General features: G+C 65.2%; 24 protein-coding genes. 20 read left to right on the forward strand and 4 right to left on the reverse strand.

What is annotated here, in order from left to right; translation table 11 throughout:
* Positions 1–40: 40 nt before the first annotated feature.
* Positions 41–574: a GNAT family N-acetyltransferase gene (locus SPHI_RS04385; protein WP_076743682.1), complete on the forward strand. Its 534-nt coding sequence runs from the start codon at positions 41–43 to the stop codon at positions 572–574.
* Positions 571–2,745 (forward strand): spermidine synthase, encoded by a 2,175-nt coding sequence (locus SPHI_RS04390; protein WP_076743683.1) that lies wholly within the window; start codon positions 571–573, stop codon positions 2,743–2,745. The genes SPHI_RS04385 and SPHI_RS04390 overlap by 4 nt, the downstream gene beginning before the upstream one ends.
* A 4-nt stretch (positions 2,746–2,749) precedes the next feature.
* On the opposite strand, the gene SPHI_RS04395 is transcribed toward SPHI_RS04390, so the two are convergent.
* The 4 genes from SPHI_RS04395 to SPHI_RS04410 all read right to left on the reverse strand — a co-directional run bounded on the left by SPHI_RS04395 (position 2,750) and on the right by SPHI_RS04410 (position 6,624).
* Positions 2,750–2,965, reverse strand: coding sequence for a hypothetical protein (locus tag SPHI_RS04395; protein ID WP_076743684.1), 216 nt, complete (start codon positions 2,963–2,965; stop codon positions 2,750–2,752).
* 65 nt (positions 2,966–3,030) lie between these two features.
* Entirely contained in the window at positions 3,031–4,284 is a 1,254-nt protein-coding gene (locus tag SPHI_RS04400) for an N-succinylarginine dihydrolase (protein ID WP_076743685.1), read from the reverse strand.
* 115 nt (positions 4,285–4,399) lie between these two features.
* The gene (locus SPHI_RS04405; protein ID WP_233130719.1) at positions 4,400–5,362 is read right to left on the reverse strand and encodes an arginine N-succinyltransferase; all 963 of its coding nucleotides are present in this window, start codon (positions 5,360–5,362) and stop codon (positions 4,400–4,402) included.
* Positions 5,363–5,424: 62 nt separating this feature from the next.
* Entirely contained in the window at positions 5,425–6,624 is a 1,200-nt protein-coding gene (locus SPHI_RS04410; protein ID WP_076743687.1) for a hydrolase, read from the reverse strand.
* A 159-nt stretch (positions 6,625–6,783) separates the two neighbouring features.
* On the opposite strand from SPHI_RS04410, the gene ndhC reads away from it, so the two are divergent.
* The 18 genes from ndhC to SPHI_RS04500 all read left to right on the forward strand — a co-directional run bounded on the left by ndhC (position 6,784) and on the right by SPHI_RS04500 (position 25,115).
* Positions 6,784–7,158: an NADH-quinone oxidoreductase subunit A gene (ndhC, locus tag SPHI_RS04415; RefSeq protein WP_076743688.1), complete on the forward strand. Its 375-nt coding sequence runs from the start codon at positions 6,784–6,786 to the stop codon at positions 7,156–7,158.
* Positions 7,159–7,160: 2 nt separating this feature from the next.
* Positions 7,161–7,727, forward strand: a complete 567-nt coding sequence (locus SPHI_RS04420) for a NuoB/complex I 20 kDa subunit family protein (RefSeq protein ID WP_076743689.1) — start codon at positions 7,161–7,163, stop codon at positions 7,725–7,727.
* Entirely contained in the window at positions 7,724–8,575 is an 852-nt protein-coding gene (locus tag SPHI_RS04425) for an NADH-quinone oxidoreductase subunit C (RefSeq protein WP_076743690.1), read from the forward strand. The genes SPHI_RS04420 and SPHI_RS04425 overlap by 4 nt, the downstream gene beginning before the upstream one ends.
* Positions 8,572–9,846, forward strand: coding sequence for an NADH-quinone oxidoreductase subunit D (locus tag SPHI_RS04430; protein WP_233130680.1), 1,275 nt, complete (start codon positions 8,572–8,574; stop codon positions 9,844–9,846). The genes SPHI_RS04425 and SPHI_RS04430 overlap by 4 nt, the downstream gene beginning before the upstream one ends.
* A complete protein-coding gene (locus SPHI_RS04435; protein WP_076743691.1) occupies positions 9,846–10,541 on the forward strand; it encodes a complex I 24 kDa subunit family protein in 696 nt (231 codons plus the stop codon). Before SPHI_RS04430 ends, SPHI_RS04435 begins: the two co-directional genes overlap by 1 nt.
* Positions 10,538–11,857, forward strand: a complete 1,320-nt coding sequence (nuoF, locus tag SPHI_RS04440; RefSeq protein ID WP_076743692.1) for an NADH-quinone oxidoreductase subunit NuoF — start codon at positions 10,538–10,540, stop codon at positions 11,855–11,857. The genes SPHI_RS04435 and nuoF overlap by 4 nt, the downstream gene beginning before the upstream one ends.
* On the forward strand, positions 11,857–13,857 hold the full coding sequence (gene nuoG / locus SPHI_RS04445; RefSeq protein WP_076743693.1) for an NADH-quinone oxidoreductase subunit NuoG: 2,001 nt from the start codon (positions 11,857–11,859) through the stop codon (positions 13,855–13,857). Before nuoF ends, nuoG begins: the two co-directional genes overlap by 1 nt.
* The gene (gene nuoH, locus SPHI_RS04450; RefSeq protein WP_076743694.1) at positions 13,854–14,903 is read left to right on the forward strand and encodes an NADH-quinone oxidoreductase subunit NuoH; all 1,050 of its coding nucleotides are present in this window, start codon (positions 13,854–13,856) and stop codon (positions 14,901–14,903) included. The genes nuoG and nuoH overlap by 4 nt, the downstream gene beginning before the upstream one ends.
* A gap of 1 nt (position 14,904) precedes the next feature.
* Positions 14,905–15,390, forward strand: coding sequence for an NADH-quinone oxidoreductase subunit NuoI (gene nuoI / locus SPHI_RS04455; protein ID WP_076743695.1), 486 nt, complete (start codon positions 14,905–14,907; stop codon positions 15,388–15,390).
* A gap of 39 nt (positions 15,391–15,429) precedes the next feature.
* Positions 15,430–16,041: an NADH-quinone oxidoreductase subunit J gene (locus tag SPHI_RS04460; RefSeq protein WP_076743696.1), complete on the forward strand. Its 612-nt coding sequence runs from the start codon at positions 15,430–15,432 to the stop codon at positions 16,039–16,041.
* A gap of 8 nt (positions 16,042–16,049) precedes the next feature.
* Entirely contained in the window at positions 16,050–16,352 is a 303-nt protein-coding gene (nuoK, locus tag SPHI_RS04465) for an NADH-quinone oxidoreductase subunit NuoK (RefSeq protein ID WP_076743936.1), read from the forward strand.
* Between the two features lie 7 nt (positions 16,353–16,359).
* Positions 16,360–18,438, forward strand: coding sequence for an NADH-quinone oxidoreductase subunit L (nuoL, locus tag SPHI_RS04470; protein WP_076743697.1), 2,079 nt, complete (start codon positions 16,360–16,362; stop codon positions 18,436–18,438).
* Between the two features lie 46 nt (positions 18,439–18,484).
* Positions 18,485–20,026, forward strand: coding sequence for an NADH-quinone oxidoreductase subunit M (locus SPHI_RS04475; protein ID WP_076743698.1), 1,542 nt, complete (start codon positions 18,485–18,487; stop codon positions 20,024–20,026).
* Entirely contained in the window at positions 20,027–21,487 is a 1,461-nt protein-coding gene (gene nuoN / locus SPHI_RS04480; RefSeq protein ID WP_076743699.1) for an NADH-quinone oxidoreductase subunit NuoN, read from the forward strand.
* Positions 21,454–22,188, forward strand: coding sequence for a biotin--[acetyl-CoA-carboxylase] ligase (locus tag SPHI_RS04485; protein WP_233130682.1), 735 nt, complete (start codon positions 21,454–21,456; stop codon positions 22,186–22,188). Before nuoN ends, SPHI_RS04485 begins: the two co-directional genes overlap by 34 nt.
* 12 nt (positions 22,189–22,200) lie before the next feature.
* Positions 22,201–22,986 carry a type III pantothenate kinase gene (locus SPHI_RS04490; RefSeq protein WP_076743700.1) on the forward strand — a complete coding sequence of 262 codons (786 nt, stop codon included), beginning with the start codon at positions 22,201–22,203 and terminating at the stop codon, positions 22,984–22,986.
* Between the two features lie 221 nt (positions 22,987–23,207).
* Positions 23,208–24,845, forward strand: a complete 1,638-nt coding sequence (locus SPHI_RS04495) for a ribonuclease J (RefSeq protein ID WP_076743701.1) — start codon at positions 23,208–23,210, stop codon at positions 24,843–24,845.
* 6 nt (positions 24,846–24,851) lie between these two features.
* A complete protein-coding gene (locus SPHI_RS04500; protein WP_076743702.1) occupies positions 24,852–25,115 on the forward strand; it encodes a DUF1467 family protein in 264 nt (87 codons plus the stop codon).
* Positions 25,116–25,256 lie beyond the last annotated feature (141 nt).

Here is a 25,256-nt window from a genome sequence, read left to right on the forward strand (position 1 = left end):
AGGGTTATGGCTCCTCGCTGTTGAATATAGGCAAACCGAGATGATCGAGACCGACCGCCTCATCCTGCGCCGCTGGCGTGTCGATGATGTCGCTCCCTTCCATGCGATGGGCCAAGACGCCGAGGTCATGCGCTACCTCGGCCCGCCGATGGACGAGGCATCTTGCGAGGCAACCGTCGAGCGGATGAACGCCCTTGCCGACGCGACCGGCGATTGCTTCTGGGCGGTCGAGCGGCGCGAGGGCGGCGCGTTCCTTGGCTTTTGCGGCATCAAGGCTGGCCCGCCCGGAACCCCAATCGAGGACCTGCCGGAAATCGGCTGGCGGCTCGCGCGTGCGGCATGGGGCGGCGGCTATGCGCGCGAGGCGGCCGCAGCATGCCTCGCCCGTGCGTGGCAGCGCGGCACCGAGCGCGTCCACGCCATCACCGTGCCCGCTAACGAACGCAGCTGGGGGCTGATGATCCGCCTCGGCATGACGCGCGTGGAGGGCGGGGACTTCGACCATCCCGTGCTGGAGCCGGGCGACCGGCTGCGCCGCCACCTGCGCTATTCGATTGATCGCCCCACCGCGTGACTGTTCGCGCCGACCGATCCCTCTTCGTGCTGACGATCCTCACCGGATCGTTCCTGCTGTTCCTCGTCCAGCCGATGGTGGCGCGTATCGCGCTGCCGCGGCTCGGCGGCGCGCCGGCAGTGTGGAACTCCGCCATGCTGGTGTACCAGGCGCTGCTGCTCGCCGGCTATGGCTATGCCCATGCGCTCGGTGGGCTGCGGGTGCGCATTCAGGCGAGCGTACATCTCGTCGTGCTTGCACTTGCCGCCCTGTGGCTGCCCATTGGTGTGCTCGGATGGCCCTTGCCCGAAGGTACTGCGCCCGAACTGTGGGTGCCTTGGCTCTTTGCCGCCTCCATCGGCCCGCTATTCGTTGCCGTTTCCGCGCAAGCGCCGCTGATCCAGCGCTGGTTCGCCGCCGCCCGGCCTGATCAGGATCCGTACCGGCTCTACGCCGCGTCGAACCTCGGCAGCTTCGCCGGCCTGCTCGCCTATCCCCTCCTTGTTGAGCCGTTGCTGCCCGTCGATGGCCAGCGCTGGCTGTGGAGCGCCGGCTATATCCTGCTCGTCGCGCTGGTCACCGCCATTGCCTGGCACTTGCCGCGTAGCAGCGGGCAGGCAGTCGCCTTGAGCGGTGCCGGCGAGCGGCCGGGGTGGCGGCGCGTGGCGCTGTGGATCGCACTCGCCTTCGTGCCCTCCGGGCTGATGCTGGCCACGTCGACTTATATCACCACCGATATCGTCGCCATGCCGCTGCTGTGGGTTATCCCGCTGGGTCTTTATCTCCTCAGTTTCTCGATCGCCTTTGCCGATCGGCGCGCGCCGGCCGACTTCATTACCCGCATCGCTCCGATCACGATCGTCCTTTTCGGCGGCCTGATGATCGGCGGCTCGCACCTTCAGCCGATGTTTGGCTTGCTGCTCGCGCTGACGTTGCTGTTCATGGTGTGCGTGGCGCTGCACACGGCCATGTATCGCCTTCGGCCCGCGCCCGAACGGCTCACCGGCTTCTATCTCGCCATGTCGATCGGCGGAGCGCTGGGCGGGCTGTTCGCCGGCCTGATCGCGCCGGGGTTGTTCGACTGGACCTGGGAATATCCGCTGCTGATCCTTGCCGCCGGTGCGCTGGTGCCGCAGATGTTCCTGGTCCAGCCACTCCGCGTCTTGTGGTGGAAGGGCGGCGGAGTGCCGGCGCTCGCCGCGATCGCCGGCGCGCTCGGCCTGTTGCTGGTGCTTCGCCAGTGGGGTCCGGCGGCATGGTTCGGCGAGCAGCAGGCCGGGATCGTCTTCGCCGTTGTCGCGGTGACGGGGCTCGCCTCGATCGGCGTGCGGCACGCTTATGTGCTGGTGCTCGCCGTCTCCTTGTTGCTGTTCGGCGGGATCGGCGCGCTCAAGGATACGATTGCCGGCGACGTGCGCACGCGCAGCTATTTCGGCGTCTATGGCGTCACCGAAGCGCATGATCGCCGCACCCTGACGCATGGCACCACGCTGCACGGCATCCAATTGCTCGGCTCCCCCGAGCGCGAGCAACAGCCGACAACCTATTACGTGCCCTCGTCAGGCGTCGGCCGCGCGATGACGCTGGCACCCTCGCTCTACGGACTGGAGAGCCGCATCGGCGTGGTCGGGCTGGGAACGGGCACGCTCGCCTGCTACGCTTGGCCGACGCAGCATTGGACGTTTTTCGAGATCGATCCGGTGGTCGCCGATTTGGCGCGCCAGCGTTTCTCCTTCCTGCGCACCTGCGCACCCGAGGCGCGGATCAAGATCGGCGACGCGCGCCTGTCGATCGCCGCGGCCAAGCCGAATTCCTTCGATTTGCTCGCGCTCGACGCTTTCTCATCAGACGCGGTGCCGATCCACATGCTGACGCGCGAGGCCTTCGCCGATTACGCGCGCGCCTTGCAGCCAAGCGGCCTGCTGCTGGTGCATATCTCGAACCGCTACATGGATCTGACACCCGTCGTATCGGCTGCCGCGCAGGCGGGGGGATGGCACGCGATCGAGTTGCTCGACGATCCGGCTGACGAGGAAGGATCGCTGTCGCACTGGGTAGCGCTGTCGCGCGATCCACGGGCGCTGGGCCGCTTGGAGCGAACGGGCACCGGCTGGGTCGCGATGAAGCGCCATCCGGCGTCCAGCGGCTGGACCGACGATTATGCGTCGATCCTGCCGCTGCTTCATCCCTGAGCGGTTATTCGCTGTTGCGCTCGACCGATTCGAGGATGCGCCCGCCGGCCATGAACACCGCAATCGGGCAGACCGCGAACAGCAGCCAGCCGCCGACTCCCGGATAGTCGCGCAGGTAATGTACCCCGCGCTCGGTGGCGCCCAGGCCGAGGCCGTAGATCACCATGAACGCTTCGAACTTCGTCTTGATCGTGAACAGGCGAGCGATGCGGGCAAACATGCCCAGCCCTCAGCAACAAGCGGGCCAACCCCGGATTTCTGCGCCTTTCCCCTTGCCCGACTTGGTTAAGTGTCAATTAACCCGACAAGGTCGAGGCTTTCGAGCAGCGCGCAGCGCGCTTCGCTCACATGCCGGACCAGCGCCGGATCGCCGATCGCCTCGGCGTGGATCGCCTCCGGCCAGTGCGCCTCGATTACCGTAGCGATCCGGTCGAGCTTGGTCTCGTCCACGAGGAAGCGCAAGTCGACCAACGCCGGGTCGCACGCGATGCGCAGCCGCAGGCACGCCGGCCCGCCGCCGTTCGCCATCGACTCGCGCACATCGACCACCTCCACCGCCCGGATCGGCCCATTGCTGGCAAGGTGATCTTGCAGCCAGCCCCACACCGCCGCATTCTCCCGCGCCTCGGCCGGCACGATCAGCGTCTGCTCGCCCGAGCCAGCGGTGACGAGCTGCGCGTTGAACAGATAGGATTGGATCGCATCGGCCAGGCTGACCCGATCCGCCGGCACTTCGACGATCTCCACCTCCGGCATCAGCCGCCGCAGGTCGGCGTAGAAGGCGTCCCGCCCGGAAAACGCCTGTTCATGCGCAAAAAGCGTGCGTTCATTGGCGACCGCGACCACGTCATTGTGGAAGGCCCCAGCCGCGATCGCCTCGGCTGATTGCTCGACGAACAGCACTCGCGCGGGATCCAGCCGATGCGCCCGCGCGACCGCTTCCGACGCCTCGCGATGCTGGCGCGCGGGGAAGGGACCGCCGCGCTCGCCATAGACGAACACCTCGACGCCGGGCGTGCCATGCCCGGCGCACAGCCGCATGTGATTGGCCGCACCCTCATCACCGAACGGGGCGGGGACGGGCGCATGCACCGCGAAATGATCATCGGCAAAGGCGAGGCGCAGCTGCGCCAGCGTCGCAGGCCATTCATGGCTGCGATGCGGCATGGTGACGAGGTTGGCGACGGTCATATGGCAGCGTCCATCCGCCGTGTCCGGCGCCGGCGAGACAGTGGCCGCGTTGGCCGCCCACATCGACGACGCTGAAAAGGCCCGTGCTTTCAGATGCACCGCCGCGTTCGCATAATCGGTGTGGAGCGTGGTGAGCCAGCGATGGTCGGGTCGTGGATGCGGCAGCAGGATGCCCTGCGTCAGCCCCAAAGCGAGATTGGCGCGCATCTTCGCAATGCCTTGCAGCGCGGCGGCACGCGGATGCGCGGTGGCCCCTGCGTTGCGCGTCGCCGCGAGATTGCCGGGGCTGAGGCCCGCATAATTATGGCTCGGCCCGACGATGCCGTCGAAGTTGATCTCGCGGATCATGCACCAGCCCCCACCATTCGTCCCGAGCGAAGTCGAGGGACATGCCACAAGAAAAATCGCCTGAAACCCGTGCCTCGACGGCGCTCGGCAGGAACGGGTAGGGCGCTGAACTTCGTCACAACCGCCCCACGTGCAGCACGGTCGAATCTTCCCGCGCGCCGATCGCTTGCGCACAACCCGGATCGATCACCACTTGATCGCCCACCTCGCGCACCGTGCCGAACGAACAACGGAAGTCCGACAGTCGCCCATGCGCGACCAGCGCCTCGGAGCCGCCATCGCGATCGCATGCCACAACAGCTGCTTCCCGCGCCTCGCGGATCGACCGCACCGCATCGATCCGCGCCGTCATGGTCGGCCCGCCATCGAAGATGTCGATATATTTCTCGAAGGCGAACCCTTCATTCTCCAGCATCCGCATCGCCGCACGACCCGACGGGTGCGGCAGTCCAATCGCCGCCCGCGCGCTCTCCGATAGCATTGCGGTATAGATTGGATGCTTGGGCATCAGATCGGCGATGAACTGGTGTCCGTTAATGGCGTTGAAGGCGTCGGCATCCTGGAAATTCATGCCGAAGAACCGCCCGGCCAGCCCGTCCCAGAACGGCGAACCTCCCGCCTCGTCGATCACCCCGCGCAGCTCGGCCAGGATGCGGTCGCCGAAGCGCGCACGATGCGCTCGGATGAACAGGTAACGGCTGCGCGCCAGCAGCAGCCCCAGCCCGCCCGCGCGCTCGCCGGGATGGAGGAACAGCCCGCCGACCTCACTCGATCCTTCCAGATCGGTGGTCAGCGACAGCATCTCGGCGCGAAATGTGCGTTCCAGCTCGCGGCTATGCTGGGTCAGCGTGCTGATGCGATAGCTGTAGAAGGGATGATGTTGGCCGACGAGCGTAAAGATCTGGCACGTGCCGCGTACCTCGCCGGTGGTGACATTTTCCAGGATCAGGACGAACAATTCGTCCTTCACGCTCGGCTCGTCACGCTCGAAGGCGGCATGGCTGCGGTCGAGCTTTGCCTTCAGCGCGCGGCGATCGGGCGGCAGGTTGGTGAAACCGCCGCCGGTCAGCTTAGCCATCTCGTAGAGATGCGCGAGATCCTCGTCGCGCGCCGCCCGGACAACAAACGTCCCCGTTCCGCTCAAAGCCCCGTCTCCGCCAGCCGCAGGATGGTCACTGCCGACAGCGCCGCCCGCTCGGCAAGACTGTCGACGATCAGAAATTCGTCCGCCGAATGGATGGCGCCGCCGCGCACGCCCATCGTGTCGACCACCGGCGTACCGGCGGCGGCGATGTTGTTGCCGTCGCACACACCGCCGGTGTCCCGCCAAGCGATCGGCACGCCCAGGTCGGCGCCGACGACTTGTACCAGATCGAACAGCCGTGCCGCCCTGGCATCAATCGGCTTGGGCGGACGGTTGAAGCTGCCATGCACCTCGACGCGCACGTCATGCGCGGTCGCGACATCGGCGACCGCCGCATCGATCGCGGCGCGCGCACGGGCGATCTCGGCCGCGTCCTTGGGGCGAAAGTTGACGCGCAGCACGGCGAGGTCGGGCACGACATTGTTCGGCCCGCCGCCATCGATCCGCGCCGGATTCACCGCCAGCCGCGGCCCCTTGGCCTCGCTCAGCCGCACTGCCAAGGCCGCCGCCGCGACGATCGCATTGCGCCCGTCCTCCGGATTGCGCCCCGCATGCGCCGATCGGCCGCGCACGACGATCGAGAAATTGCCCGTGCCGCCCCGCGCGCCTGCCAGCGTTCCGTCGGGCAGCGCCGGTTCATAGGTCAGCGCCGCCAGCTTGCCCTGCGCCGCTTCCTCGATCAGCGCCGCGGAGGAGAAAGAGCCGGTCTCCTCGTCCGAGTTGATGATCACGTCATAGCCGATCGGGCATCCCACCGCCTCGATCGCCTCCAGCGCGGCGAGCATCACCGCGAGCCCGCCCTTCATGTCGGCAACCCCCGGCCCGTTGATCGTGCCGTCGGGCCGATCGGTCAGCGCCTGGAATGGATGATCCGCCGGATAGACCGTATCCATATGTCCCGTCAGCAGCAGCCGGGCAGGGGCGTCCGGCCGCACCGACAGATGCAGATGCCGGCCATGCTCAATCGCGGACACGGTGCCGTCCACTCCAACGCGCTCCGCCGCAGCAGGCTCGACCAGCCGCAGCGAACCGGGCAGGGCCGCAAAGGCGTCCGCCAGCAGATCGCCCATCTTTGCGAGTCCGGCGATGTTGCCTGTGCCGCTGTTCACCGCGGCCCAGGCGCGTGTCCGCGCGAGCATGGGCGAGGCCGCCGCATGCGTGATCGCTTGTTCTTCGATGCTGCTTGGTTGCGCCATTGTAACCGGTTGCTAGCCGATGCTGCCGATGCCGGCCACCCCAGGAATTGCGAGTGATTCTCACCGGTGCCATGCCTTGCCCCATGGGTTTCGCGGGCCTAAAGCGACCGCGAATTTTCTCGTTCGCAGCTGCGAGAGAAGCCCCAAACGAGAGCGCTGATGGTCGATCTGTCGCAATATCTGCCGATTCTGATGTTCCTGGGCGTGGCGCTGGTTCTGTCGTCGGCATTTGTGTTTCTGCCGATGGCGGTGTCCCGTCTCACCGGGACGTACAAGCCGTCGGTTGAAAAACTCAGCGAATATGAATGCGGTTTCCCCGCGTTCGAGGACAGCCGCGCACAATTTGACGTGCGTTTTTATCTGGTTGCGATCCTTTTCATCATCTTTGATCTCGAAGCGGCGTTCCTATTTCCATGGGCAGTAAGCGTGTTCGATCTCGGCTGGACGGCCTGGATCAGCATGATGATCTTCATCGGCGAGCTCGCGCTCGGGCTCGTCTACGCCTGGAAGAAGGGCGCACTGGATTGGGAATGACCATGCACTCCGGCCCCGTAGAATTGCAGCGCGACGCTCGCGCGATCTCGAGCGGAACGGGCCTCGTTCAGCCCGATCCCGGCTTTTTCAATGATCTGAACGGCGAACTGACCGACAAGGGTTTCCTTGTCACCTCCACCGAGGAGCTGTTCCAGTGGGCGCGCACCGGCTCGCTGTGGTGGATGACCTTCGGCCTCGCCTGCTGCGCCGTGGAGATGATCCACGTCAACATGCCGCGCTACGATCTGGAGCGCTTCGGCGCCGCGCCGCGCGCTTCCCCGCGCCAGTCTGACGTGATGATCGTCGCGGGCACGCTCTGCAACAAGATGGCCCCGGCTCTGCGCCGCGTGTACGATCAGATGTCTGAGCCGAAGTACGTCATCTCGATGGGCTCGTGCGCCAACGGCGGCGGCTATTACCATTATAGCTACAGTGTCGTGCGCGGTTGCGATCGCGTGGTGCCGGTCGACATCTACGTTCCGGGCTGCCCGCCGACCGCGGAGGCGCTGCTATACGGGATCATGCAGCTTCAGCGTAAGATCCGTCGTTCCGGGAGCATCGAACGGTGAGGGCGCCCGCGCCAAAGTGGGCCTATGAGCTCAATGATGCGACGCTCGACGCGGCGCGCGCGGCGATCCCGCAGGGGTTGGTCAATGCCTTCGCGCACGTCGGCGAGATCCAGTTGCACGTCCATCGCGATCACCTGATCGCGGCGCTGACGGCGCTGCGCGACACGCCGGGCCTCGAATATCAGCAGCTGATGGACATCGCTGGCGTCGATTATCCCGATCGCGGCGAAGAGCGGTTCGAAGTTGTCTATTGCATGCTCTCGCTGACCCGCAATCATCGTCTGCACGTGCATGTCACGGCGAGCGAGGATACGCCGGTGCCATCGGTGACCGCGATGTGGCCGGTCGCCGGCTGGTATGAGCGCGAAGTGTACGACATGTACGGCGTGCTGTTCGCGGGCAACCAGGATCTTCGCCGGATCCTCACCGATTACGGCTTCCGCGGCCATCCGCAGCGCAAGGATTTCCCGCTCTCAGGGTTTGTCGAGATGCGCTATTCGGAAGAAGCGAAGCGCGTCATGTACGAGCCGGTGAAGCTCGCGCAGGATTTTCGCACCTTTGATTTCACCAGCCCTTGGGAAGGCGCCGAATACGTCCTTCCGGGTGACGAGAAGGGTGCCGCGCTGCCGCAGGCCAAGGGTGCGCCCTCGCCGGTGACAGCCGACCAGGTCCGCAAGGCGGACGACGCACAAAGCGACAAGAGGCCGGCCGATGCGCCGAGCGAGCCATACGCCAAGGAAGATGCCAACAGCAGCGCCGAAACCGGCGCGGGCAAGCCGCACCCCAATGATACACCCAAGCCGGCCGACCCCGATGTCATCCCCGGCAAGGGAGGGCAGAACCAATGACCGGAATCCCCGTCATCGACGTCGCTGATCCGAACGTCGATCCCGCTGTCGCACGCACCGTCGGCGCGCTGGATGGCGCGCACGACACCCAGGGTGATGTCGCGATCCAGAACTACACGATCAACTTCGGCCCGCAGCATCCCGCCGCCCACGGGGTGCTCCGCCTCGTTATGGAGCTCGACGGCGAGATCGTCGAACGGATCGATCCGCACGTCGGCCTGCTCCATCGCGGCACTGAGAAGTTCATCGAATACAAGACGTATTTGCAGTCGATCCCGTATTTCGATCGGCTCGATTACTGCTCGCCGATGTGCATGGAGCATTCGTACGTGCTCGCGATCGAGAAGTTGCTCGATCTCGAAGTGCCGATCCGCGCGCAATATCTTCGCGTGTTTTTCGCCGAGCTGACCCGCATCAAGAACCACATGCTCAACCTGGGCAGTCATGTGATGGACGTCGGTGCGATGACGCCGAACCTGTGGCTGTTCGAGTTGCGCGAAGACTGCATGAACTTCTATGAGCGTGCCTCCGGTGCGCGCATGCATGCGAACTATTTCCGGCCTGGCGGCGTCCGGCAGGACGTGCCGCTGAAGCTGCTGACCGATATCGCCGAATGGCTCGACTCGCGCCTGCCGCGCTTGTTCGAGGATGCGATCAGCCTTGTCGCGGACAACCGCATCTTCAAGCAGCGCAACGTCGATATCGCCGTGGTGAGCCGCGATGATGCGATCCGTTGGGGCTTCTCTGGCCCGATGATTCGCGCAGCTGGGATCCCCTGGGATTTGCGCAAGCAGCAACCCTATGACGTTTATGCCAAGATGGACTTTGAAGTGCCGGTCGGCACGCGCGGCGACTGCTACGATCGGTTTATGGTGCGCGTCGAGGAGGTTCGCCAGTCCGCGCGGATCATGAAGCAGTGCCTGGCTGAAATGCCGGAAGGTCCGACCGCCAGCTTCGATCGCAAGGTCGTGCCACCCAAGCGCGGTGAGATGAAGCAGTCGATGGAAGCGCTGATCCATCACTTCAAGCTCTACACCGAAGGCTATCACGTGCCCGCGGGCGAAGTGTACGTTGCTACGGAGAGCCCGAAGGGCGAATTTGGCGTGTATCTGATCTCGGACGGCAGCAATAAGCCGTACCGCTGCAAGATCCGACCGACCGCCTTTTCGCACTTGCAGGCAATGGATTTCATGAGCCGCGGCCACATGCTCGCGGACACCACCGCCATTCTCGGCGCGATGGATATCGTTTTTGGTGAATGTGACCGCTGATGGCTGACGCTCCCCAGATCCCCGACGAGGCAGAGGTCCGCGCACGCTGGGGCGCGTTCGCCTGGTCCGACGAAAGCCGTGAGAAACGCAACGCGATCCTCGCGCGCTATCCCGCCGGCCGCGAACAGTCGGCGTCGATCCCGCTGCTCGATCTGGCGCAGCGCCAGGTGGGTGCCGAAACGAACACGCAGGGCTGGTTGCCCATCCCGGTGATCGAATATGTCGCGCGCGAGATCAGCGTGCCGTACATCCGCGTGTACGAGGTCGCGACCTTCTACACGATGTTCAACCTGGCGCCGGTCGGCCGCTATCATGTGCAGGTCTGCGGCACCACGCCGTGCATGCTGCGCGGTTCAGACGACGTGCTGGCGGCGTGCAAGAACAAGGGGCTGATCAAGGGCAAGACCACGCCCGACGGCCTGTTCACGCTGACCGAGGTCGAGTGCATGGGCAATTGCGCCTCGGCGCCGATGGTCCAGATCAACGACGATAACTTCGAGGATCTCGATTACGATCGCACGATCGCGATCCTCGACGCGCTGGCGCGGGGCGAACAGCCAAAGGCCGGCACGCAGGAGCCGGGCCGGCACACCGTGGAGCCGCTCGGCGGCCCAACCACGCTGACCGCGATGGTGAACGAGAACCACGATTACCGTTCCGAATGGAACACGCCTGCCGTGGGAGCGAGCGCATGAGCGTCATCACATCGCTGACGGACAAGGACCGCATCTTCACCAATCTCTACGGCTACCAGCCGTGGACGCTGCAGGCTGCGCGCGGCCGCGGTGATTGGGACAATACCAAGGCGCTGCTCGATCTCGGGCAGGACAAGATCATCGACGTGATGAAGGCCTCGGGCCTGCGCGGCCGCGGCGGCGCCGGCTTCCCGACCGGCACCAAATGGTCGTTCATGCCCAAGACGCCCAGCCCCGAGCGGCCGAGCTTTCTGGTTATCAATGCCGACGAATCCGAGCCCGGTTCGTGTAAAGATCGAGAAATTATCCGCCACGATCCGCACAAGCTGATCGAGGGCGCGCTGGTCGCCGGGTTCGCGATGCGCGCGCGCGCGGCGTACATCTACATTCGCGGCGAATATATCCGCGAGGCGGAGACGCTCTTCGCTGCGGTGCAGGAGGCGTATGACGCCGGCCTCGTAGGCAAGAACGCCTGCGGTTCGGGCTACGACTTCGACGTCTTCGTCCACCGCGGCGCGGGCGCCTACATTTGCGGCGAAGAAACCGCGATGATCGAGAGCCTGGAGGGCAAAAAGGGCCAGCCGCGCCTCAAGCCCCCGTTCCCGGCCGGCGCCGGCCTTTATGGCTGCCCCACGACGGTCAACAACGTTGAGAGCATCGCCGTCGCCCCGACGATCCTGCGGCGCGGCGCGGAATGGTTCAGCAGCTTCGGCGCGGAGAATAACCGCGGTACCAAGCTGTTCCAGATCAGCGGGCACGTCGAAAAGCCCTGCGTGGTCGAGGAAGCGATGAGCATCCCCTTCCGCGAGCTGATCGAAAAGCATTGCGGCGGGATCCGCGGCGGCTGGGACAATCTCCTGGCGGTCATTCCCGGTGGCTCGTCGGTCCCGCTGGTGCCGGCAAAGGACATCATGGACGCGCCCATGGACTTCGACGGCCTGAAAGCGGTCGGCTCCGGCCTCGGCACCGCGGCGATCATCGTCATGGACAAGTCGACCGACGTCGTCCGCGCGATCAGCCGCATCTCGTATTTCTACAAGCACGAGAGCTGCGGCCAGTGCACGCCGTGCCGCGAGGGCACCGGCTGGATGTGGCGCGTGATGGAGCGGCTGCGCACCGGCGACGCCGAGATCGGCGAGATCGACATGCTCCAGCAGGTGACCAAGCAGGTCGAGGGCCACTCGATCTGCGCACTGGGCGACGCGGCTGCCTGGCCGATCCAGGGCCTCATCCGCCACTTCCGCCCGGAACTGGAACGCCGCATCACCGAACGTAAGGGCGGCGGTCTCGCCCCCATGCAGGAAGCTGCAGAATAATGCCCAAGCTGAAGGTAGACGGGATCGAGGTTGAGGTGCCGCAGGGAGCCACCGTGCTCCAGGCGTGCGAAGCGGCCGGCAAGGAAATCCCGCGTTTCTGTTATCATGAGCGGCTGTCGATCGCCGGCAACTGCCGCATGTGCCTGGTCGAGGTGAAGCCCGGACCGCCGAAGCCGCAGGCGTCGTGCGCGCTGCCGGCGGCCGACAACCAGGAAGTGTTCACCACCTCGCCGATGGTGAAGCATGCCCGCGAGGGCATTATGGAATTTCTGCTGATCAATCACCCGCTCGATTGCCCGATCTGCGATCAGGGCGGCGAGTGCGACCTGCAGGACCAGGCGATGGCCTATGGTCGCGGCCACAGCCGCTTCCAGGAGAACAAGCGCGCCGTCACCGAGAAGTACATGGGGCCGATCGTCAAGACGATCATGACCCGCTGCATTCAGTGCACCCGCTGCGTCCGCTTCGCCGAGGAAGTCTCGGGCGTGGAGGAAATCGGCGCGATCTATCGCGGCGAGAACATGCAGATCACCTCCTATCTCGAAGAGGCGGTGACGAGCGAACTCAGCGGCAACGTCGTCGACCTCTGCCCCGTCGGCGCGCTGACCTCGAAGCCCTATTCGTTCGAAGCACGCCCGTGGGAGCTCAAGAAGACGCTCACCATCGACGTGATGGACGCGGTGGGCACCAACATTCGCCTCGACAGCCGCGGCCGTCAGGTGCTGCGCGCGCTGCCGCGGGTGAATGAGGACGTCAACGAGGAGTGGGCAACCGACAAGACGCGGCACGCCGTCGACGGCCTGGTCCGCCGCCGCCTCGACAAGCCTTATGTGCGCCGCGACGGCAAGCTGGTGCCGGCGACCTGGGACGAGGCGTTCGCCGCCATCGCCGAGGTCGCCAAGACCGCGGGTGACAGCGTCGCTGCCGTCGCCGGTGACATCGTCGATTGCGAGACGATGTTCGCGGCCAAGGCGCTGCTCAAGTCCCTGGGCTCGTCGCTGCTCGAAGGGCGGCAGACCGGCATGACGTACGACACGTCGAGCCTCGCTGCGGTGAACTTCAATACCACGATTGCCGGCATCGAGCGCGCGGACGCGATCCTACTGGTGGGGACGAACCTCCGCTGGGAGGCGAGCCTCGTCAACACGCGCATCCGCAAGGCGATCAAGCGCGGCGCAAAGGTGTGGGCGATCGGCCCCGAGACCGAGCTGACCTACAAGGTCGAATGGCTCGGCAACGATCTCGCCGTGCTCGGCAACTTGCCCGAGGCGCTGACCGAAGCATTCGGCAAGGCCGAGCGGCCGGCGGTGATCGTCGGTGGCGCGGCGCTTAAGGGCGCACACGGCGCGACGCTTGAGCTGGCCAGGTCGCTCAATCTCGTCCGCGAGGGCTGGAACGGCTATAACGTCGTTCACTTCTCCGCCGCGCGGATGGGTGGACTGATGCTGGGTTACGCCCAAAAGGACGGGATTTCAGCGCTTCACGACGCGAAGCTCAGCTTCTTTCTCGGCGCCGACGAAGCCGACTTCACGAAGTTCGCCGGCTTCAAGGTCTATATCGGCCATCACGGCGACAGGGGCGCAGCTGCGGCCGACGTCGTCCTTCCGGGTGCGAGCTATGCCGAGAAGTCGGGCACCTACGTCAACCTCGAAGGCCGCGTTCAGCGTGGCAATCGCGCGGTCTTCCCGCCGGGTGATGCGCGCGAGGACTGGACGATCCTTCGCGCCCTGTCGGAGCGACTGGGCAACGTCCTGCCGTTCGACACCATCGAGGAATTGCGCGCGGCCATGGCGCTCGATTGCCCCGACCTCGCCAACGAGGGTCTGGTGATCTTTGCCTGGAACCCGCCGTCGCTCGACACGTGCGCCGAAGGCGTGATGGAAGGCTATCCGATCAAGGACTTCTATCTTACCAACGCGATCTGCCGCGCCTCGCCGACGATGCAGCGCTGCTCGGCCGAACTGGTCCACGGCGAAACCTTCGCGGAGGCCGCGGAATGACCGCCTTTTTCAACACTACCTTGGGTCTGCCCCACGGCTGGGCGTGGTTCCTTGCCACGCTGATTGGCATCCTCGTGATCGCGCTGCCGCTGATGCTGGCGGTGGCGATGATCATCTACGCCGATCGCAAGATCTGGGCGGCGATGGCGCTGCGCCGCGGCCCCAACGTGGTTGGCCCGTTCGGACTGATGCAGTCGTTCGCTGACGGCCTGAAGGTGTTCCTGCAGGAGACGATCGTCCCTGCAGCGGCCAACCGCGGCCTGTTCCTGCTGGCGCCGATCATCACCTTCACGGTCGCGCTGATCGTCTGGGCGGTGGTGCCGTTCGACATCGGCGTGGTGCTGGCGGACATCAACGTCGGCCTGCTCTACGTACTCGCCGCCTCGTCTCTAGGCGTGTACGGCATCATCCTCGCGGGTTGGTCGTCCAACTCCAAATATCCGTTCTTCTCGGCGATCCGCGCCGCCGCGCAGATGGTCAGCTATGAAGTCGCGATCGGCTTCATCCTCATCTCGATCGTGATGTGGGCGGGCTCGTTTAACCTCACCTCGATTGTCGAGGCGCAGCGCGGCGTGCTCAACACGCCGATCAACGGCTTCTTCCTCAATCCGCTGCTGTTCCCGATGGCGGTGATGTTCTTCATCTCGTCGCTCGCCGAAACGCAGCGTGCGCCGTTCGACCTCACCGAGGCGGAGTCGGAGCTCGTCGCTGGCTATCAGACCGAATATTCGTCGATGAGCTTCGCGCTCTACTGGCTCGGCGAGTACGCGAACGTCATCCTGATGTGCACGCTGAATGCGACGCTCTTCTGGGGTGGCTATCTGCCGCCGATCGACTGGGCGCCGCTCTATTACGTGCCGGGGATCATCTGGCTGTTCGCCAAAATCCTGTTCTTCTTCTTCTGCTTTAGCTGGGTGAAGGCGACCGTGCCACGGTATCGCTATGACCAGCTAATGCGGCTGGGCTGGAAGGTGTTCCTGCCGGTGTCGCTGTTCTGGGTATTCCTCGTGTCGGGCGTGCTAATGCTCTACCGGGTTGGGATCTGATATGGGTATCGCTTCGACGATCAAGGCCTTCACTCTCTGGGAGTTCGTGAAGGCGCACGCTTTGACCTTGAGGTATTTCTTCAAGCCCAAGGCGACGATCAACTATCCGTTCGAGCGCAATCCGGTGTCGCCGCGCTTCCGCGGCGAACACGCGCTGCGTCGCTATCCTAATGGCGAGGAACGCTGCATCGCGTGCAAGCTGTGCGAGGCGGTATGCCCCGCATTGGCAATCACGATCGAGGCGGAACCGCGCGACGACGGCAGCCGCCGGACCACGCGCTACGACATCGACATGACCAAGTGCATTTACTGCGGGCTGTGCCAGGAGGCTTGCCCGGTGGACGCGATCGTCGAGGGTCCGAACCTCGAATTCTCGACCGAGACGCGCGAGGAGCTGATCTACGACAAGGCCAAGCTGCTCGATAACGGCGATCGCTGGGAAAGCGCCATTGCGGCGAACATTGCCGCCGATGCGGCTTACCGGTAGGCGGCACGCGATGATTCAACTGCTTCTCGGGGTGGCGGCATGATCCAAGCCATCGCCTTCTACATCTTCGCGATCGTGGTGCTGGTTTCCGGCGCGATGACGATCGCCTCCCGCAATCCGGTGCACAGCGTGCTGTGGCTGATCCTGGCGTTCTTCAATGCCGCCGGGCTGATGGTGCTCGTCGGTGCCGAGTTCATCGCGATGCTGCTCGTCATCGTTTATGTCGGCGCGGTCGCGGTGCTGTTCCTGTTCGTCGTGATGATGCTCGAAATTGACTTCGCGCAGCTTCGCGCTGGTTTTGTTCGCTATTTCGGCATCGGCCTCGTGTTGGCCGTAGCGCTGGTCGCTGAGATCCTGATCGCGGTCGGCGCATGGAGCGCGGGCGGTGTCGATCTCGCCCGTCGCGGCGCGCCGGTCGATCCGACGATCCCGAACATTCAGGCGATCGGCAATTTGCTCTACACGCGCTACCTGTTCGTGTTCGAAGGCGCCGGACTCGTGCTGCTGGTCGCCATGATCGGCGCGATCGTGCTGACCCATCGCCAGCGGCAGGGCGTTCGCCCGCAGAACATCGCGGCCCAGATCGCGCGCCGTCCGCAGGATGCGACGCGCAACATGCGGCCGGAAATCGGACAGGGGGTGCAGCTGTGACCGGGTCGATCGGCCTCATCCACTATCTCGTCGTGGCGGCTTTGCTGTTCACGATGGGCGTGCTGGGTATCTTCCTCAACCGGAAGAACATCATCGTCATCCTGATGGCCATCGAGCTGATCCTGCTCGCCGTGAACATCAACCTCGTCGCGTTCAGCGCGGCGCTGGGCGATCTCGTCGGCCAGGTTTTCGCGATGTTCGTGCTGACCGTCGCCGCCGGCGAGGCGGCGATCGGGCTCGCGATCCTCGTCATCTTCTTCCGCGGCCGGGGCTCGATCTCGGTTGACGATCCCAGCCGGATGAAGGGCTGAACGACCCGTGAACTCCATCCTCTTCATCGTCTTCCTGCCGCTGCTGGCAGCGATCGTCGCGGGCTTCGGCAACAAGTCGATCCCCAGCGGCGTCGCCAAGGGCATCACCACCGGCGCGTTGTTCGTGTCGTGCCTGCTCTCGTGGCCGATTTTCCTCGGCTTCATGACCGGTGGGCTGTCGGCCAGCGTCACGCCGGTGCTGCACTTCATCACCTCGGGCACGTTCGACGCGTCCTGGTCGCTGCGCGTCGACGCGCTGACCAGCGTGATGCTGGTGGTGATCACCAGCGTGTCGGCGCTCGTTCACCTCTATAGCTGGGGCTATATGAGCGAGGACCCGGATCAGCCGCGGTTCTTCGCCTATCTATCGCTGTTCACCTTCGCGATGCTGATGCTGGTGACGGCCGATAACCTGATCCAGATGTTCTTCGGCTGGGAAGGCGTCGGCCTGGCAAGCTACCTGTTGATCGGCTTCTGGTTCAAGAAGCCGAGCGCGCAGGCCGCGGCGATCAAGGCGTTCGTGGTCAACCGCGTCGGTGACCTGGGCTTCATGCTCGGCATCTTCGGCACCTACCTCGTATTCGACACCGTCTCGATCCCAGCGATCCTGGAGGCTGCGCCCGGCATGGCCGGCTCGACCATCGGCTTCCTGGGCTATCGCTTCGATACGATGACGGTGCTCTGCCTGCTGCTGTTCGTCGGCGCGATGGGCAAGTCGGCGCAGCTCGGCCTTCACACCTGGCTCCCGGACGCGATGGAGGGCCCGACCCCGGTGTCGGCGCTGATCCACGCCGCGACGATGGTCACCGCGGGCGTGTTCATGGTCTGCCGCCTGTCGCCGATGTTCGAGACCTCGCAGACTGCGCTGATGGTCGTCACCGGCATCGGTGCCGCCACCTGCCTGTTCGCTGCGACGATCGGCACGACGCAGACCGACATCAAGCGCGTGATCGCCTATTCGACCTGCTCGCAGCTCGGCTACATGTTCTTCGCCGCCGGCGTCGGCGCCTACGGCGCGGCGATGTTCCACCTGTTCACGCACGCCTTCTTCAAGGCGCTGCTGTTCCTTGGTGCCGGCTCGGTGATCCACGCGATGCACCATGAGCAGGACATGCGCTTCTACGGCGGTCTGCGTAAGCACATCCCGATCACCTTCTGGGCGATGCTGCTCGGCACGCTGGCGATCACCGGCGTCGGCATCTATGGCGTCGGCGGCTTCGCTGGCTATCACTCGAAGGACGCGATCCTTGAAGTGGCCTGGGCATCGGGCCGCGGGCAGGGCGCCTTCTGGGTCGGCACCTTCGCGGCGTTGCTGACGAGCTTCTACTCGTGGCGTCTGATGTTCCTCACCTTCTGGGGCAAGCCGCGCTGGGCCGGGTCGGAGCATATCCAGCACGCCGTCCACGACGCGCACGGCCACGGCCACCATGACGCGCACGCGCATGGCGACCCGGCGGCGGAGGATGCCGGCCATTCGCCGCATGCGCACGGGCATGATGCGCATGAGGAGCCGACGGGCACCGCGGGCTACCACCCGCACGAAAGCTCGCTGGTGATGCTGATCCCGCTCATCGTGCTGTCGATCGGTGCGGTCGCAGCCGGCTTCATCTTCCACCATTGGTTCATCGAACCCGAAGCGGGCGAGACGTTCTGGAAGGGCAGCCTGTTCTTCAACGAACATCTCATGCACGAAATGCATGCCGTGCCGCTGATGGTGAAGCTTGCCGCGACGATCGTGATGATCATCGGCCTGTTCGGCGCGTGGATGGCGTACATCTACAAGACCGACCTGCCGAAGCGCTTCACCACCACGTTCGATGCGCTTTACGATTTCATCGCGCACAAATGGTATTTCGACGAGCTGTATCACCTGCTGTTCGTCCGTCCCGCTTTCGCGATCGGGCGTCTGCTCTGGCACAAGGGCGACGAGGGCACGATCGACCGGTTCGGCCCGAACGGGTCGGCCTGGGTGGTCGCGCTGTCCAGCCGGCTCGCCGGTCGGGTGCAGACGGGTTACGTCTATACCTATGCTTTCGTGATGCTGATCGGCCTCACCGCCGCGGCAACCTGGGTGATCGCAGGATGAGCGCCACCTTCATCTCCATCTGCTCAGGGCGAACGGACGTTAAGTCGTGACATCCTTCCCGATCCTTTCGCTGATGCTGGCGATCCCGGCCATCGCCGCGGTTGCTTGCCTCTTCCTGTCCGCGAACAGCGCGCGCTGGCTCGCGCTCGCCGCGACGCTGGCCGATCTCGCGCTCGGCGTGATCCTGTGGCTCAGCTTCGACGTGGGCGGCGCACAATGGCAGTTCGTTGAATATGCCCCGCTGTTCGGTCGCTTCTCCTGGGCGCTCGGCATCGACGGCTTCGCGCTGCTGCTGATCGCGCTCAGCGTGTTCCTGATGCCGATCTGCATCGGCGCGTCGTGGCAGGCGATCGAGAAGCGCGTGCCCGAGTACATGGCGGCCTTCCTGCTGACGGAGGTGCTGATGATCGGCACCTTCGCGGCACAGGACATCTTCCTGTTCTACATCTTCTTCGAAGCCGGCCTGATCCCGATGTTCCTGATCATCGGCATATGGGGCGGGGCGAACCGCATCTACGCGTCGTACAAGTTCTTCCTGTACACGCTGCTCGGCTCGCTGCTGATGTTCATCGCGATGCTCTACATGAGCATCACCGCCGACACGACGTCGATCCCGGCGCTGATGAACTACGACTTCCCGCCTGAGGTTCAGACGTGGCTGTGGCTCGCCTTCTTCGCGTCATTCGCGGTCAAGATGCCGATGTGGCCGGTCCACACCTGGTTGCCCGACGCGCACGTCCAAGCGCCGACCGCGGGTTCGGTGATTCTCGCGGGCGTGCTGCTGAAGCTCGGCGGCTATGGCTTCCTTCGCTTCAGCATCCCGATGTTCCCGGAGGCTTCGGCGCAGCTCGTTTGGCTCGTCTTCGGCCTCAGCGCCGTGGCGGTGATCTACACCAGCCTCGTCGCGCTGGTGCAGTCCGACATGAAGAAGCTGATCGCTTATTCGTCGGTCGCGCACATGGCGATCGTCACCATTGGCCTGTTCGCCTTCAACGCGCAGGGCATCGAAGGTGCGATGCTGGTGATGCTCGGCCACGGCCTCGTCTCGGGCGCGCTGTTCCTGTGTGTCGGCGTGATCTACGATCGTCTGCACACCCGTGAGATCGCGCGCTACGGCGGCCTCGCCAACAACATGCCGCGCTATGCGATCCTGTTCCTGCTGTTCACCATGGCCTCGATCGGCCTGCCGGGCACCAGCAACTTCCCGGGCGAACTGCTCGCGCTGATGGGCACCTATCAGGTGTCGACCACGATCGCGTTGCTCTGCACGACCAGCATCATCCTGGGCGCAGCGTACATGCTGTACCTGTATCGTCGCGTCGTCTGGGGCGAGATCAAGTCGGATGAGGTTCGCGCAATGTCCGATCTGTCTGGCCGTGAGTTCTGGCTGCTCGCGCCGATCGCCGCCGTGGTGCTGTGGATGGGCGTCTATCCGGAGAGCTTCCTGGCGCCGATGCGTGCCGATACGCAGCGCCTGCTCGCTCGTATCGAGCGCGCACAGCCGGCGGGTGACTCGCGCCCGACTCCTGGCACCGGCATCGTCCCGCCCGCTCACGCTGAAACACCCGCGCACGGGGAGGCGCACTAAATGACCTACGCATCGCAGGTCGCGATGACCCTTCCCGAAATCGTGCTGGCGCTCGGCGCGCTAGCGCTGATGCTGGTGGCCGCTTGGGGCGGACCGTCGTCCACCCGTGCCGTCTCCTGGACCGCGGTGGCGGTGCTTGGGGGCGCGTGTCTGGCGCTCATCGGCCCAGCGACGAGCGGCAACACGGCGTTCGACGGCATGTACCGCGCCGACGCCTTCGCCGGTTTCTCCAAGGTGCTGATCTATGTCGCCGCGGCTGTGGCGATCCTGCTCGCGCCGCGCTTCTTCGAGCGCACCGCTGGCGATGACCTGCGTCCAGAATATCCGGTGCTGATCCTGCTGTCGGCGATCGGCATGGGCATCATGGTCTCCACCGGTGACCTGCTGACGCTCTACATCGGCCTCGAACTGCAGAGCCTCGCCGCCTACGTCCTCGCCAGCTTCATGCGGCAGGACCAGCGCTCGGCCGAAGCGGGGCTGAAGTATTTCGTGCTCGGCGCGCTCGCCAGCGGCATCCTGCTCTATGGCATCAGCCTCGTGTACGGCTTCACCGGCTCGACGCTGTTTGAGGAAATCGCCGGCGCCTATGCTGCCGCGCCGCTCTCGGGTGACGGCAAGTCGATTGGCCTGATGTTCGGCCTGGTGTTCGTGTTCGCGGGCATCGCCTTCAAGATCAGCGCCGTGCCGTTCCACATGTGGACGCCCGACGTGTACGAAGGCGCGCCGACCCCGGTCACCGCCTTCTTCGCGTCGGCGCCCAAGGTCGCCGCGATGGGCCTCGCCGCCCGTATCGCGATCGAGGCGATGGGGCCGGCCGAGGGGCAGTGGCGCCAGATCGTCATCTTCGCCGCGCTCGCGTCGATCATCTTCGGCGCGGTCGCCGCGATCGGCCAAAGCAACATCAAGCGCCTGCTTGCCTATTCGTCGATCAACAATGTCGGCTTCGCGCTGATCGGCCTTGCCGCCGGAACGCCCGAGGGCGTTGCTGCGGTGCTGACGTACATGGCGATCTACGTCGTCATGACGCTTGGCTCGTTCCTGGTCGTGCTGCAGATGCGCGGCACCGATGGCCAGCCGATTGAGACGATTGCCTCGCTTTCCGGCCTGTCGCGCACGCGGCCCGGTCTCGCCGCGGCGCTGGCGATCTTCATGTTCAGCCTGGCTGGCATCCCGCCGCTGTTCGGTTTCTGGGCGAAGTTCGCGGTGTTTGACGCAGCCGTGCGCGCAGGGCTGTTCCCGCTCGCGGTGGTCGGCATCGCGGCGAGCACGATCGGCGCTTATTATTACCTGCGCGTCGTCAAGACTATGTACTTCGACGAACCTGCCGCGGCGTTCGGGGAAGGTGACAAGCTCGAAGGCGGCTTGATCGCGGTGGCGGCAATTGTGGTGTCGCCGCTCGGCTACCTCGCAATCCCGTTGCTGAGCGCGTGGACGATGGCCGCAGCGCAGGCGCTGTTCTGAGCGAGATTCGGACGGTCGCCGAAACCGGCTCGACCAACGCCGACGTCCTCGCGCTGGCGGCTGACGGCGCAGAAGAAGGCCTGTGGCTTCGCGCCGAGCGCCAGACCGCCGGTCGGGGCCGCCAGGGGCGGGGGTGGAGTTCGCCCACCGGCAACCTCTACGCGAGCACGCTGGTGCGCGTCCGTCCGGGCGATCCGTCGCCCGCGTCGCTCGCCCTGGTCTGCGCCGTGGCGCTGTCCGAGACGATCGCGGCGCTTGGCTGCCCCGCGGTACAGATCAAATGGCCCAATGACCTGCTGCTGGATGGCGCCAAGCTGTCGGGCATCCTGCTCGAACGAAGCGGTGATGCAATCGTCGCCGGCTTCGGCGTCAATCTCGCCAGCCACCCGTCGATCGAGGGCCGTCAAACCGCTAGCCTCGCCGGTCGCCTGTGGATCCACTCCGCCGCCGAACTCTACGAGCATCTCGTCGTGGATTTCGCCCGTTGGCTGGCGATCTGGCGCGCTGAGGGGCTGGAGCCGGTGGTGGCACGTTGGCAGCAACAGGCGCATCCGCCCGGCACGCCGCTGCTCGCCCGTTTGTCGGACGGATCATCGGTGTCCGGCAGCTATGACGGCCTGACGAGCGACGGCGCGTTACGGCTTCGCTTGGCGGATGGCGACACACGTGTCATTCACGCTGGCGACGTTTTCCTGGTTTAGGGGAGGGGGATCATGCTGCTCGCGATCGACGCCGGGAACACCAACATCGTCTTTGCCCTTGTGGACGGCCGCGAGATCAAGACGCGCTGGCGCATCGCCACCGATCCCCGCCGCACCGCCGATGAATACGCCGTCTGGCTCAGCCAGCTGCTGACGCTGGAAGGCTATCAACGCAGCGACGTTGATGGCGTGATCATCTCCACCGTGGTGCCGCGCGCGCTGCACAATCTAGAAGTTCTTTCTTCCAAATATTTCGGCCACGACGCGCTGATCGCCGGCCGCCCGCCCGTGGAATGGGGCGTCGCGCTCGACGTCGACGAGCCCCAGAGCCTCGGCGCCGACCGCGCGGTCAACACCATCGCCGCGCACGCGCTGCACCATGGCGACCTGATCGTGATCGACTTCGGCACCGCGACGACGCTCGACGTGTCGGATTTCAACGGCGCCTATAAGGGCGGCATCATCGCGCCCGGCATCAACCTGTCGCTCGACGCGCTGGTCAACGCCGCCGCCAAGCTGCCACGCATCGCGATCGAGGCGCCCAAGGATCATGTCGGCGTGATCGGCCGCAACACCGTCGATCAGATGAACATCGGCATCTACTGGGGCTATATCGCGATGATCGAGGGGCTGGTCAGCCGCATGAAGGCGGAGATCGGCCGCCCCGCCAAGGTCGTCGCCACCGGCGGCCTCGCGACCTTGTTCGAGCAGCATACAATAGTGTTCGACGCGATCGAGCCCGATCTGACGATCCAGGGTCTGGCGCTCATGTGGGAGCGCGCCCATATCGGTGGGTGAGATTTGATCGTCATCCCGGCCTCGCGCCGGGATCCAAGGCGCCGCGAGCGCTTCGCTCCGCTTGAGCCCGCAGCGCTCGAGGAAAGATGGGTCCCGGATCAGGTCCGGGATGACGAAGAGATTGGGGCAGGGGCCTCCCCCAGACAATGAGGCCGTCAGAATAGGGCGCGCCGGCGCCTGCACGCCCGCACCAGCAGGCGTGACCACCAAGGACGACTACCATTTCCAAGAACGACGAACTTCTCTTCTGCGCCCTCGGCGGTTCGGGCGAGATCGGCATGAACGTGAACCTCTATGGCAGCCGCGGCCGCTGGGTGATGGTCGATTGCGGCGTCACCTTCGCCGATCACCAATATCCCGGCATCGACCTCGTCCTGCCAGACCTTGCCTTCATCGAAGAGCGGCTCGACAAGCTCGACGGCATCGTCATCACCCACGGGCATGAGGATCATATCGGCGCGCTGCCGTATCTCGCCGACGAACTCGGCGTGCCGATCTACGCCACCCCCTTCACCGCCGGCCTGATCCGCCACAAGCTGGAAGAGGAACGGATCGCCGATCGCATCAAGCTGCGCGTGATCCAGCCGGGCGACGCCTTCAAGGTCGGCCCGTTCGGCTTCGAATTCGTGCCCATGTCGCACTCGATCCCCGAGGCGAATGCGTTGCTGATCGACACGCCGGCCGGCCGTATCTTCCACACCGGCGACTGGAAGCTGGACGCCGATCCGGTGATCGGCAAGCCCGCGTCTGCGGAACAGCTCACCGCGATCGGTGACAAGGGCGTCGACGTGCTGGTGTGCGATTCGACCAACGTCTTTAATGCCGAGGCGTCGGGCTCCGAGAGCACCGTCCGCACCGGCCTGATGGAGACGATCGCCAAGGCGCGCGGCCGCGTGCTGGTGACCACCTTCGCATCCAACGCTGCGCGCCTCCAGACGCTCGGCGAAGTGGCCGAGGAAACCGGCCGCGCCTTGTGCGTCGCCGGCCGCTCGCTCGATCGCATCATCAAGGTTGCCAAGGCCTGCGGTTACCTGCGCAACTTCCCCGACACGATCACCCCCGAAGAGGCGATGCGCCTGCCGCGCAACGAAGTGCTGATCGTCGCCACCGGCGGGCAGGGCGAGGAGCGCGCCGCGCTCGCCCGCGTTGCTGCCGGATCGCACCCGATCAAGCTCGACTCGGGCGATACGGTGATCTTCTCGTCCAAGCAGATCCCCGGCAACGAAGTCGCCATCGGCCGCATCCAGAACGCGCTCGCCGGCAAGGGCGTGAAAATGGTGACCGAGAAGCAGGCGCACGTCCACGTCTCCGGCCATCCCGGCCAGCCCGAGCTAGCCGCTCTGTACGGCTGGCTGCGGCCCAAGCTGCTGGTGCCCGTCCACGGCGAGATGCGCCACCTGATGGAGCACGCCCGCTTCGGCCAGGCGCAAGGCATTCCGAACGCACTGGTGCAGACCGACGGCGATCTGGTGCGGCTGGCACCCGGCAAGCCCGAGAAGATCGGCCACGCCCAGGTCGGTCGCCTCGTTCTCGACGGTGATGTGATCCTGCCGGCGGACGGCGCGACGATCAACGAACGCCGCCGGCTCGGCCTTTACGGGCAGATTTCGGTCGCTGTTGCAGTGACGCAGCACGGCCGCCTGGCCGGCGCCCCGCAGGTCCGCCTGCAAGGCATTCCGGTCGAGGAGGAGCGCCCCGAATTCATTGCCGAGGCAGAGGAAGCTGCCGCAGAGGCCATGCAAGGCGCCCGCCGCGACCGTGACCGGCTGCGCGAAGATATCCGCTTAGCCGTGCGCCGCTGCGCCACGCGCTGGACGGGCAAGAAGCCGATGGTCGACGTGCTGATCCTGGAGGTCTGACGCGTCATGCAATGGACGTCGGCGCTCGCGATCTACATCCTGTTCTGGGTGTTTTCAGTCTTTCTGGTTCTGCCGTTCGGCATGAAGACCAGCGAGGAAGCTAACGTCGAACATGTGCGGGGTCAGGCGGAAAGCGCCCCGCACGAATTTCTGCTCGGCCGGCTGGCGCTGCGCGTCACGATCGTCGCGACGATCCTCTTTGTGTTGTTCTACCTGAACTATACGTTCGGCTGGATCACGACCGACATGGTGGACCTGACGAAGTATTGAGGGGGTGAGGCGCCGCCCTGGTCCCTGTCTAACGTAACCCGACCACGGCGGGATACGGCCAGGCCCACTAGGTCACGCCGGGCATTTCCCGGCAGCCAGCATGCCGCCTACCCTCAACTGTCGAGTTTTGCGGAAAGCGCA

The sequence above is a fragment of the Sphingomonas jeddahensis genome, from assembly GCF_001981525.1.
In the GTDB taxonomy this organism is placed as follows: domain Bacteria; phylum Pseudomonadota; class Alphaproteobacteria; order Sphingomonadales; family Sphingomonadaceae; genus Sphingomonas; species Sphingomonas jeddahensis.